The organism is Brevibacillus sp. JNUCC-41, assembly GCF_014844095.1.
GTDB classification, from domain to species: Bacteria; Bacillota; Bacilli; order Bacillales; family DSM-1321; genus Peribacillus; species Peribacillus aracenensis.
The window spans coordinates 1,984,415-1,996,755 of record NZ_CP062163.1 but is presented as its reverse complement, the minus strand read 5'-3'; the positions used below and the strand labels follow the sequence as shown (position 1 = coordinate 1,996,755).

Below are 12,341 nucleotides of genomic sequence, written 5' to 3'. Positions count from 1 at the left end.
TTTACTCCTTCTGTGTATATGGTTCTAAAAACACATTATAGTTTACATCTTCTATAGAAGAATTTTCATATATAGTAAAATCTATTCGTTCTACTATTTCAGTTGAAATAATCTTCTTTAATTCACTTAAAAATTCTTTATCAGAAAAAGTATGTAACTCCTCTGAATTATCTATTTCCAGATCAATAGGTAGTTTTTTCATAAAATCCTTCATATCCTTTGAAATTACAAACTTTTTAAAGAACATGCGATCATTTTCAATTTGTTTGCAGGTTTCTATTTCTCTAATAGTTGTCTCAACAACTAATATTAAATACATGTCCCACTTTAAGTTATATAATGTATCTTTTAATTGGCTTTGTATTCTAACCGCAAACTCCTGACTTACCTTTTCCCAATTTGTTATTAAATCAATTTCATTTTCTAGTACCGAAATTCCAAATACTTGTTGTGGAGAAGCAAAAATATAATTTAATAAATTTAAATCAATATTTTCAAATTCATAAAAAACTTTCTTTCCCCTAAAATATTTAACAATATCTTCAATCATAAATTTTTTCTACCACCATTCTTTGTAAGTCTTCTCCAGATTCAGCTTCATCTCGTACTTTTCTAACACATTCAGCACAAATGATTTTTGTTTTATTCAATAAAGAAAAGTTATTACTTTCTATACCTTTAATAAGTCCATCATCTTCAGTATCAATATATTTTTTCAAAATTCCTTCAAATTCAAATTGTTTTCCACATGATCTACATAGATTATGTCTTTTACTATTGCTACAGTTATCAAAAATCATTGGATAAGGTGGAATAGGCTTATCACATTCAATTAGAATTTGTGCAGCTGATTTATTTATCATTCCATTATGCATTTCTAATAGTATTTCTGGCATAATTTGATTTCTTTGTTGCGCATATACAAAATTCATATTTAGACTTTTTGTTGTTTTAACCTGAAGATTAGCAAAGTCATCCTTAATTAAAATATGAACATTTCCATAAATACATCTAACCATTAATATAATTTCTAATGTAGAATCTAAACCAATAAACCTTGTATTTTTCTCAGCAAGAGGATACTTTGAACTTTCTAAAAATGAATTGAACTTTTCTAAATCCGCTATAATTTCTCTTTCTAATTCACTTAATTCTCTCTTCAGTAACTCATGTAATTCATCAGGAAATCCTTCTATAAATCTTTCTGTATTAGACATTGCTTTTTCAATTTCTATTTGGGCAATAGATTTTAAAACGGCTTTTTTTAAATTAGTTACATATTTTTTTAAAAACTCTTCTGAGCGTTTAATACTAGCAGCCCCTAATATTGCCCCTTCACTTTGATTTGAAAATACAGCTATAACCTTTCCATCTCGTATAATTGGAGAACCCGATGCTCCCTCAACTCCATAATATGAATCGATGATTTGAGGCACTTCACAGTGTAAATTCACATCAAATTTCTTATCAAATCTATTGTGTAATAAATCATTAACTTTTCCTATAAAACGCTCACCAATAGGTCTCTTTGATCCTGGGAAACCATAAGCTTGCCAATCATCATCAATTTTTATTTCTGAGAAATCTAATTCTAAAGGTTGAATATCATAAATAGGTTCATTCAATTTAATTATTGCTATATCATTTCCTAATTCATTAATGCTTTTATCTTTTTCGTAATATATATCACTAATGGTATACACTTTTTCGGTATTATTATTAGGAAAACTAATTGTATAAGTACTAAAATCATTATTGGGTATAAATATATGTTTTGAAGTTAGCATATATTCTTCGGAAATTAAGAACGCAGTTGCTTTCTCATCACCTTCTAATTTTGCTACAGCTCTTTTTATATCATCCATTCAAAATAGACACCTTTCAATTACAAATAAATTTGCAACGTATCTTCAGACTTCACTTTATAATGTAGCTCATAATTATACTTTTTCTTCAATTCTTCACTATCTAAGAAGCCAAATTTAGAAAATTTATGTGTAAAATGTATTTTTCTAACAATACCATTATTCTTTCTTGTTAATATTTTAGCTATTGTTTCAATATCTGGATGGCCATGTCCACTTCCATTTGTAGAAATAAAATAATTTTCAGCATCTATAAGTTTTAATAATGAACTACTGGTATTTTTCATGCTTCCATGATGAGAAACTTTAATTGCGTCAAAAATTATTGGGAAATCGCTATCTTGATATATTTGCTTTAATTGTGCTTCTATAGTGGAAGGTACTGAATCTCCTAACATTAATATCTTCTTTTCTTTAAATTTAATTATACAAGTTATAGAACTAGCATTAATTTCATCAGTGTCTTCTTGAAATTCGCGTCCCGCTAAATTTTCTAGATTAATTGATGTAGATGTATCTTTTATAAATGGTACACTTTTAGGGCGTTTCATCAATGAAATACATTCTACAGCATCATCAAATATTTCATCATCACTTAACTCTATTGTAGGAAACTTTTTTTTCAGTTCCTTCTTCCAAACTTTTTGTAGATTTTCTATTTCTTTAGGTGTTGGTGATAATACCATAACTTCTACTTCTTGATTCAAAATGATTGAATTATTTGCTCTATACATAATAGCTTTGTTTTCAAACATAGAATTCCAATTGTATTCATAATATTTTAAATTGGCAGCTAAGCGAGAACCTTGTTTTGCACTTGTATCATTTGCACCTTTATTACGGTTCTGTTCAACTACAATCGAATTTTCTAAGATATACTCTTTTTCTTCTTTTGTTAATTCTTTATCACTTTCTTTTATATTTAGATGTCTATAGCTATTATGCCAAACCTCGGACACACTTATTATATTAGGTTTATCTGAAAATCCATTGTCTTCAAAAAAACGAATACCCCCACTTATATGATCTTGATCGTAGTGCGTAATGATGGCCAAATCAATTTTTTCATTGTTTATAGCCATAGCTTTTAAATACTTTTCAATATGATCTTTATATGTATTACTATATCCAAAGTCTATTAGTATATTTGTGATATATTTTCCTTCGCATCTTACAAAAAAACTATCTCCATTCCCTGCTTCAAACATAGTTATACTATATAATTCGTCTATGATAATCACTCCTAAAACATCCAACATATAATTCTATTTATAAATTAGATAATATTTAAAATATATTTTCAATCTTGTACTTAATCCTATTTACCTATGTCTATTATATCTGATTACAGACTTATAATTAACAATATATTCTAATTTAAACATTACTTATTTTATTGATTAATAGTGTTGCTCGATGCCGTTCTAAGTCAGACAAAAATTCATGTTGCCTATCTGTTTTAATACCTTTTAAACGAGTAGACCTTCCTAATGAAGAAACGTCTTGGATATTCAACCAAGGTTTATAGTCTGCTCCGAATCCTGTTCCTCGTCCTTCTTTTAACCACTTATCAATTTTAGATGTTCTAGTTCTTTTGGACATAAAAACACCCCTTTAGATTAGTTTAATCCAAAGGGGTGAAACGGTGAAACTTTTTTAAAAACAGTACGACTTTTTTCAAAACGGTATAACTTTATTTAAAATCTACAAACATACATTGCATTCATTCCGACTTACTCAACCGTTACACTTTTCGCAAGATTACGTGGTTTATCCACGTCACATTCACGGTGCAAGGCTGCGTAGTAAGCAATGAGCTGCAGCGGGATAACAGAGATAAGGGGTGTTAATAGTTCATTCACTTCCGGGATGACGAAACGGTCATCCTCTTCTTCAAGCCCCTTCATGGAAATGATGCAAGGGTTTGCGCCACGGGCAACCACTTCCTTTACATTACCACGGATGCTTAGGTTGACGCCTGCTTGCGTAGCAAGGGCTATGACAGGTGTACCTTCTTCAATCAAGGCGATCGTTCCATGCTTCAGCTCTCCGCCAGCAAAGCCTTCCGCCTGGATGTAAGAAATCTCCTTCAGCTTAAGGGCCCCTTCAAGCACAACATAGTAGTCAAGGGAACGGCCAATGAAGAAGCAGTTTCTCGTAACGGACAAGTATTCACGGGCAATGTCTTCCATCTCTTCTTTCGAATCACATAGGGCTTCCATTGCTGTCGCAACGATTCCAAGCTCTTTTACAAGGTCGAAATCATACTCCATGTTACGGAATTGGCCAGTTACATTCGCTAAGATCGATAGGACTGCCACTTGAGCTGTATAAGCCTTAGTCGAGGCTACGGCAATTTCAGGGCCAGCATGCAGCAAGAGCGTATAATCCGCTTCACGTGACAATGTAGAGCCAGGTACGTTCGTGATGGTCAGGGCTTTATGACCAAGCGCTTTGATGGACACTAACACGGCACGGCTATCTGCAGTTTCACCACTTTGTGAAATGAAGATGAATAACGGTTTTTTCGATAATAACGGCATATTGTAAGTGAATTCAGATGCCACATGGACCTCAACCGGAATTTCAGTCATTTTTTCGATGAATTGCTTACCAATCAACCCTGCATGATAGCTGGTTCCGCAAGCGATGATATAAATACGGTCAGCCTCACTTACGGCTTCAGTAATGTTATAATCGATTGCAAGTTTACCTTCTTCATTTTGGTATGCTTGAATGATTTTACGTATGACAGCTGGCTGCTCGTCGACTTCTTTAAGCATATAGTGCGGATACGTACCTTTTTCGATATCACTTGCATCCAGTTCAGCAGTGTACGGAGCACGCATGACTTCTTCGTTGGAAAGGTTCTTGATCGTTACCTTTTCTTTTGTCACGATAACCATTTCCTTATCCATCAGTTCAAGGAATTGATCTGTGACTTGCAACATGGCCATTGCATCAGAAGCGACAACGTTAAAGTCTTTTCCGACACCGATCAGCAGCGGGCTTTTATTTTTTGCGACTAAGATGGTTTCATCATTTTCAGCATCCAATAGGGCAATCGCATATGAACCCTCTAATAGAGTGAGTGTTTGACGGAATGCCTCTTCCACTTCCATGCCCTCGTTTACGAACTTCTCGATGAGTTGAACGATGACTTCTGTATCCGTTTCACTTTTAAAGGCAACATCCTTCAAATATTCACGTTTTAGAATCGCATAGTTTTCAATGACCCCATTATGAACTAAAGTCAATCGACCTGAATTACTTTGGTGAGGATGGGCATTTTCACGGCTTGGCACACCATGGGTGGCCCAGCGTGTATGTCCTATTCCAGTATGCGCCATAGTATTTTCATCCACGGCTCCACGTAGGTCCGCGATTCTTCCTTTTTCCTTAAAGATTGTAACGCCTGCTTCATTTCTCACAGCAATTCCTGAAGAGTCATAACCGCGGTATTCAAGTTTTTCAAGACCTTTTAATAAAATTTCCTTTGCATCGTTAAGTCCAATATATCCAACAATTCCACACATAATTTCTGTTCCTCCAACCGATTCGAGGGAACAGGAATGCACGGGGGCATCCCTGCCCCCTCATCTCTGATATATATTTTTTATAAAGGAAATGCTTTAAAGCACTTTTTCCCTTTGTGCATTTCCAACCCTTTGTGCAGTAAGTTGCCCTACTGTTTTAAGATTGGAATTACTGCGGCTGTGCACTTCAGCCGGGAGGTATCCGCCGATCATTCGATAAACCTCCTCCTCGTCAACTAAGCCATTTCTCGTCCAGACTTAGTTCAGGCGCTTTTATGAATCCGTTCCTTGTCTACCCTCCTTTTCATGACAACGATTGTTGTAAATCAGGATAATCATACCTTAAACAAGGGACATAGGTCAATTCTTTATTACCAAGACCTATAAAAAGAACTTCTTTATAAAAAATATGCATAAAAGGAAATTTCGTTCCTTTTATGCATAGGATTAGTTATTCATTCATACCCATTTCCGCTTTTACCACTGCGACGATGCGCTCTACATAATTAGTGCATTCCTCAGCTGTCGGTGCTTCAGCCATTACACGGACTAGCGGTTCAGTACCGGATGGTCTCACCAAAATACGACCGTTCCCGTTCATTTCCGCTTCGACTGCCTTGATGACTTCCTGTACCTTTTCATTATCGGTTACAGCATGTTTATCGGTAACTCTGACATTGATCAGCGTTTGTGGATATTTCTTCATCTCGCCAGCGAGCTCCGATAAGGTTTTTTGGGTGTCACTCATGATGTTCACAAGCTGCAGGCCCGTCAATAAGCCGTCGCCTGTCGTGTTATAATCCAGGAAGATGATATGTCCGGATTGTTCGCCGCCAAGGTTATAGCCGCCTTTTCGCATCTCCTCGACCACATAGCGATCCCCCACTGCCGTCTGGGCGCTTTGTATACCATGCTCTTCAAGACCTTTATAAAAACCAAGGTTGCTCATGATCGTAGAAACCACTGTTCCCTGTTTCAGACGGTTATTTTCTTTTAAGTATTTCGCACAGATATACATGATTTGGTCGCCGTCCACTATATTCCCTTTTTCATCTATCGCAATGACTCGGTCTCCGTCACCATCGAATGCAAGTCCGACATCCGCACCTTTTTCTTTTAAGAATTCAGCAAGTGCCTCAGGGTGGGTGGAACCTACCTTATCATTAATGTTCAAGCCATTGGGCGATGCTCCCATCGTAGAGATGTCTGCATCAAGATCTGCAAACAAATGCATGGCCAAGGCAGATGTCGCCCCATGTGCACAATCAAGAGCAACATGAATGCCTGTAAAATCTTCATCCACTGATTGTTTCAAGTACTGGAGATACTTTTGCCCTCCTTCGAAATAATCGTTCAAATGGCCTAAATCCCCGCCTACAGGGCGTGGAAGTTCATCCTTTTCCTTATCTAATAGTGTTTCAATTTCCGCTTCTTGATCATCGGATAACTTAAACCCATCCGGTCCAAAGAATTTAATCCCATTATCCGCTACCGGATTATGAGAAGCGGAAATCATGACACCTGCTTCAGCACTTAAGGCCTTTGTTAAATAGGCAACTCCCGGTGTCGAAATGACACCCAGGCGCATCACTTCAGCTCCAATGGATAAAAGACCGGCAACAAGCGCACCTTCCAGCATTTCACCTGAAATTCGAGTATCGCGTCCTATCAGCACTTTGGGTTTTTCTGTATTTCTAGTAAGCACGTAGCCACCAAAACGGCCTAGTTTAAATGCCAACTCCGGTGTTAATTCGCTATTCGCTATACCCCTGACTCCGTCTGTTCCAAAATATTTACCCATCTTTATCGCTCCTTCTTCGAATCGTTACTGAATTTAATGATGATGTTAAAGGAAGGTCATGTCTCTTCGTCTTTCTGTGTGATGGTGACCGAAATCGTTTTAGAATCCAGTTCCCATTCCACTCCCTCAGGCACTGTTACCGCCAAATCCACATCATGCGTACCTTCATCTAAATTACTCACATCTACTGTAAGATTAATGTCGTCTTTAGTTATTTTCTTCAAATCATCCGCCTCACCAAGCAAAGTGATGCTGGTTACATCGGATTCCAATTCGGCATTTTGGTCATCCTGTATGCCCACAGGCACTATTTGTATATTGTTGAAGGTTTTAGACTCTATGGCAGCCGGTTCATCTTCTTTCTCTTCTTCTTCGACTACTTTTTCTTCTTGTTTTTGTTCGGTTTCTGGTTTTTCCTCTTCTACGACTGGCTCTGCATTATCTTCATCCACATCAACTTTCTCTGTACGAATCTTGACCTTTGCCTTACCCAAGGACATTTTTTGTACACTTTCCGGTTTATCAAGATCGAGTTCCAGTTCTGTATCACCATCAACTTTCGAGATATTTACAGGAAGATTTACTACATCTATTTTCTCAAGGTCCGTTTCCGAACCAAATAAGGTGACCTCTTTCGGGTCGACACTCATACTTGTGATCCTGATGCCATCCTTTGCCTTGCCAGTTTGCTTCGGTGCTATCGACACCGTCTTGGAAGGAATGCTCACTTTTAAGGAAACTGAAACAGTAGATGGCTCGATCGTCACATCCAGCTTATTCAAGTCCCTGTCCAGGGCTTTTACTGTTGCCTTGCCGTTCACCGTTTCATTAAGCCCCTTACTTATTTCAAGGTTTGCCTTTACATAGGAAATTTGTTCAATCGCATCTTTAGCACCCGTTATTTTGACAGTTTTCGGGCTGACTGTTGGCTGGCCAGCGGTATATCCCTCTTCAAGTAAAGAGCTATTATACTCGGCTTCAACGGAGAATTCCTTCGTCACCCGTTCCTGAACGTTGACTTCTGCATATTCCGGATCGATCGTAGCCACTAACTTTTCATTCAAATCACTTATTTTAAATGTGACAGTTCTGTCCCCCATTGAGATTGCAGGATCGGAAAGGTCTACATACACTTTAAAGTCCCTTTGGTTTTTCGCATTGATCAATAAGCTTTTTGCTCCCTTTAGAGTAACATCAACCGTCTCCGGCACTCCGCTCACCACTAGATTCTCACGGTCATAGTACACTTCGACCGGTACATTTTCAATGGTCTCCGTGCTGATTTCAGGGGCAGTCGATAAACCAAGGGATTTCTTATCCGACTCCATCTCAAAGTTAATGGAAATGAATAAAAGTGCCGCCAAGGCAAAAGCTACGATTCTCATAAACCAAGCGCTATTGGTGAATTTATCCATTCTTTTTCCCCCTCCAGTTAAAGATGCTTGAGGAAGTTGATTTGATGTTTTCCACTACCAGTTCACTTGTAAGCATGGCCCTAAATGATTCTTGATTCAAATCGCGGTAAAGTTCCCCGTTTTTAGTGACGGATATCCCTCCCGTTTCCTCTGAAACGACAATCGTAAGACTATCCGTAACTTCACTCATGCCTATGGCTGCCCTATGCCGCGTTCCAAGTTCCTTTGATATGAATGGACTCTCTGATAATGGCAAATAGCAAGCTGCAGCTGCCACCTGGTTATTTTGCAAAATAACTGCGCCATCATGGAGCGGCGTATTAGGGATGAAGATATTAATGAGCAGTTCTGAAGAAATATAGGATTTTAGAGGTATCCCCGTTTCAACATAATCCCCTAGCTCCGTACCTTTTTCTATAGTAATCAAGGCTCCGATCCGCCTTTTTGCCATATAGGTGGACGCCTTTAGGATTTCTTCGACTAAACGCTCTTGCTGATTCTCTTCCGGAACGGTGCCCCTTGCAAAGAGCTTCCCGCGTCCTAATTGTTCAAGTGCTCTTCTCAGTTCAGGTTGAAAAATGACGAGAATCGCCAATACTCCCCAATTCATGACTTGTGCCATTAACCATCCGAGTGTATTGAAACCAAACAGGTTGCTTAAGCTTTTTACAATGACAATTACAAAAATTCCTTTTAGCAGCTGAATAGCCTTTGTACCCCGAATAATAGTTAACAATTTATATATCACAAACCATACAAGGAGAATATCAATGAAATTTACTACATAGTCCCAAACAGTCAAGTTGGTTAAAGACATGTTGTTTCCTCCAGTCAGTATTACTCCAAATACAAATTACAATCTTTATACGATAACCTTAATAGTATACCATTTTTTAAATGATACATCTAAAAACTAGTGTGAGAAATTTACATAGGAAAAACGAATCATGTAAAAGGGTCCCCTTCCCTTAAAAAATAAAGCTGAGCGAAGTCACCGTAAATGAAAAAACGGTGCCCTCTCCCAGCTTCTATTCCTTATTCCTTTCCCTCCTCTTTAGCAGGAACCAACGAGGTTGCAGTATCCTTTACTTTATACCACATCCACTCAAAAGCTTGGTCAATAACATGGATGCTTCCAGTCACATTCCCTGCTTTTGACATATATTTATGCCCATTTATGACTGTCACATCTCCCTCTACTTCACCATCTATTTGAATGTTACCATTTTGAACTACCACATTCCCCTTGATTGTCTCACCCTCAGGCACAATCACCGTTTCACCTTCAACCACTAAGTTAGGCTGCTTTGATACTGAAAAATGTTCGTCCTGATTATAAGTGGAGAAAACAGATCCTGTCATCAATATGATGAACATCGCTGCCGCTGTCATGAAGGGATGGCTTTTGAACCAACGTTTGGCACCTGTTGTTTTCGTTTCCTTTGGCAATTGAGCCATAACCTTTGCTGTAAAGTCATCCGGGGCCTTTATATGGGAAGTGCTTTGTACAAGAGCGACCGCCTTTTTCATTTCATGAAAGTACTCCCGGCATTCAGCACAGTTATGCAAGTGCTCCCGTAAAACTTCTTTATGCTCCGGTTTGATGTCCTCATCTAAATAATCATGCATATATTCAATGATTTCCTCATGGCAGTTCATTTTTCTCACCTTCTTTTTATAAATGGCGTAGTTGTTTACGCAAGGCTTCCCGACCACGATGTATCCTCGTCTTGACCGTACCGACAGGCAAATCGAGTATTTCACTGATTTCCTTTAGGGATAACTCTTCAATATACTTCAATACGATTACCGACCGGTATTTCTCGGGCAATTTCATTATTTCCACTTGAATGGTTTCCTGTAGTTCTAAAGATTCAACCTCTTCCTCGGGTTTCGCCATATCCGATGCAATTTGGGAATACATATTCAATCCCTCTGTTCCTGCCACCTCTGCATCTAAATAGTAATCCGGTTTTTTCTTGCGAAGCCGGTCAATGCAAAGATTGGTCGCAATCCGGTATAACCATGTAGAAAATTTCATTTGTATATTGAAACTTCGAATATTCACGTAGGCCCTTACAAAGGCCTCTTGTGCCAAATCTTCTGCTTCTTGCCTGTTTCCGAGCATCCTGAAACATATTTGGAACACTTTGTCCTTGTATATTTCGACAATTTCTCCAAATGCATTATGGTCTCCCTTTAATACTTGATTAATTCTCTCTTTAATGAGTGCATCCATTTTCCGGTATTACCCCCGCTCATGCGGCTATACGATTACTACGAATCGTAAGCTAAAAGGTTTCAAAAATTTAATACATTAATTTTAACAAAGTTTTACATTTTATGTTTAAGAAAAAAAAAACAGGGCTATATAGTAAGAAATTGTAAAATCTAAGGGAGTGTTTCTCTATATGACTGCAGAACAAATTTTAGTCCATATTGAACAATACAGACAGAAAATGATGTTTTTGGCTTCCCGTTCTTCGATGGTGGATAATGAAGTTGTTGAAGTTAGCAGTAAACTGGATTCTTTAATCATCCAATACATCCATTTAACTAAAAATGGAGATCTCAATAACAGAAGTGCCCTCAAGTGAATATGGATTTACGATTGCAACCAATTATCTATAGATATGTTCCTGTTACATACGCCCTAGTAAATAAACCTACGTCTTCTAGCATATAAAAAACAGTAACCCATTACAAGCCGGTTACTGTTTCTTTTATTTTTTCGGTTATAATAATTTTTCTCCAAATAGCGAACCCATTAGGGCCACGGCAACGATCGCCGTCTTATTCCGCTCATCTAAAATTGGATTCACTTCAACGAATTCAGCTGATGTAATCAAGTTGGATTCCGCAAGCAATTCCATGGCCAAATGACTTTCCCGATAACTTATACCACCAATCACCGGTGTCCCCACTCCGGGTGCATCTGTAGGGTCAACTCCATCCAAATCCAATGACAGGTGGACGCCATCCGTTCTTTCCCTTAAATAATCAATGCATTCCTCCATCACCCGTGTCATTCCCATGCGGTCGATCTCATGCATCGTGTATACTTTAATCCCTTTCTCACGGATAAGTTCTTTTTCGCCTTCATCCAATGACCTTGCTCCAATTATTACGATGTTTTCCGGTTTCACTTTTGGAGCAAAACCATGGATATTGATTAGGTCCGGATGTCCAAGCCCAATACTGACAGCTAGGGGCATACCGTGTATATTCCCTGATGGTGAAGTATCCTCCGTATTTAGATCCCCATGTGCGTCGTACCAAATCACACCCACATTTTCATAGTGCTTTGCGACTCCTGCCAGTGTACCTATAGCTATGGAATGGTCTCCTCCCAATACAAGCGGAAAGGAACCCCCTTCTATTATTTCATCAACTTTTGTTGCTAACAGGGAGTTACCCTTCGCTACAAGCTGTAGGTTTTTTAGATTTGTCCCAGGCTCATCTGCGTTTTCAGGACGCCCTACAATGATATCTCCTAAATCCTCCACTTCTATATTCAACTTTTCAAGACGCTCGATAATCTCTGCGCAGCGAATGGCACTAGGTCCCATATCCACCCCACGCCTTGCTTGACCAAGGTCCATAGGCAGTCCGATGACGGAAATTTTCTGAATAGACATACAATTCCCCCTTTCCATCATTTTATATCGTATATGCCGGTTGGTTCAACTCGACATTCCCATGTATAAAGATGCACGTTCCTATC

At 38.2% G+C, this 12,341-nt stretch carries 11 protein-coding genes and 1 pseudogene; 1 reads left to right on the top strand and 11 read right to left on the bottom strand.

The genetic code is table 11. The annotated features are described in order from the left end of the window. Position 1 precedes the first annotated feature (1 nt). The 10 genes and pseudogenes from JNUCC41_RS10000 to sigW all read right to left on the bottom strand — a co-directional run bounded on the left by JNUCC41_RS10000 (position 2) and on the right by sigW (position 10,856). Positions 2-550: an ABC-three component system middle component 1 gene (locus tag JNUCC41_RS10000; protein WP_228467591.1), complete on the bottom strand. Its 549-nt coding sequence runs from the start codon at positions 548-550 to the stop codon at positions 2-4. Beyond that, a complete protein-coding gene (locus JNUCC41_RS09995; protein ID WP_192207468.1) occupies positions 543-1,865 on the bottom strand; it encodes an ABC-three component system protein in 1,323 nt (440 codons plus the stop codon). The genes JNUCC41_RS10000 and JNUCC41_RS09995 overlap by 8 nt, the downstream gene beginning before the upstream one ends. Before the next feature lie 20 nt (positions 1,866-1,885). Further along, positions 1,886-3,106 (bottom strand): MBL fold metallo-hydrolase, encoded by a 1,221-nt coding sequence (locus JNUCC41_RS09990; RefSeq protein WP_228467590.1) that lies wholly within the window; start codon positions 3,104-3,106, stop codon positions 1,886-1,888. Between the two features lie 175 nt (positions 3,107-3,281). Continuing rightward, positions 3,282-3,467 (bottom strand): annotated as a pseudogene (locus JNUCC41_RS09985) (TnsA endonuclease N-terminal domain-containing protein); the annotation flags it as partial. Between the two features lie 131 nt (positions 3,468-3,598). Continuing rightward, the gene (gene glmS / locus JNUCC41_RS09980) at positions 3,599-5,401 is read right to left on the bottom strand and encodes a glutamine--fructose-6-phosphate transaminase (isomerizing) (RefSeq protein ID WP_192207465.1); all 1,803 of its coding nucleotides are present in this window, start codon (positions 5,399-5,401) and stop codon (positions 3,599-3,601) included. A 451-nt stretch (positions 5,402-5,852) separates the two neighbouring features. Continuing rightward, complete coding sequence (gene glmM, locus JNUCC41_RS09975) at positions 5,853-7,202, bottom strand: phosphoglucosamine mutase (protein ID WP_192207464.1); 1,350 nt, start codon at positions 7,200-7,202, stop codon at positions 5,853-5,855. A gap of 56 nt (positions 7,203-7,258) precedes the next feature. After that, positions 7,259-8,617: a CdaR family protein gene (locus tag JNUCC41_RS09970; protein WP_192207463.1), complete on the bottom strand. Its 1,359-nt coding sequence runs from the start codon at positions 8,615-8,617 to the stop codon at positions 7,259-7,261. Further along, a complete protein-coding gene (gene cdaA / locus JNUCC41_RS09965) occupies positions 8,610-9,434 on the bottom strand; it encodes a diadenylate cyclase CdaA (protein WP_034304935.1) in 825 nt (274 codons plus the stop codon). The genes JNUCC41_RS09970 and cdaA overlap by 8 nt, the downstream gene beginning before the upstream one ends. Before the next feature lie 218 nt (positions 9,435-9,652). Further along, complete coding sequence (locus JNUCC41_RS09960) at positions 9,653-10,276, bottom strand: anti-sigma factor family protein (protein ID WP_192207462.1); 624 nt, start codon at positions 10,274-10,276, stop codon at positions 9,653-9,655. Between the two features lie 16 nt (positions 10,277-10,292). Then, on the bottom strand, positions 10,293-10,856 hold the full coding sequence (gene sigW, locus JNUCC41_RS09955; protein WP_063236211.1) for an RNA polymerase sigma factor SigW: 564 nt from the start codon (positions 10,854-10,856) through the stop codon (positions 10,293-10,295). A 172-nt stretch (positions 10,857-11,028) separates the two neighbouring features. Here sigW and JNUCC41_RS09950 point away from each other — a divergent pair, with 172 nt between their 5' ends. Continuing rightward, the gene (locus JNUCC41_RS09950; protein WP_192207461.1) at positions 11,029-11,214 is read left to right on the top strand and encodes an aspartyl-phosphate phosphatase Spo0E family protein; all 186 of its coding nucleotides are present in this window, start codon (positions 11,029-11,031) and stop codon (positions 11,212-11,214) included. A 138-nt stretch (positions 11,215-11,352) separates the two neighbouring features. On the opposite strand, the gene rocF is transcribed toward JNUCC41_RS09950, so the two are convergent. Then, on the bottom strand, positions 11,353-12,255 hold the full coding sequence (gene rocF, locus JNUCC41_RS09945; protein ID WP_228467589.1) for an arginase: 903 nt from the start codon (positions 12,253-12,255) through the stop codon (positions 11,353-11,355). Positions 12,256-12,341 lie beyond the last annotated feature (86 nt).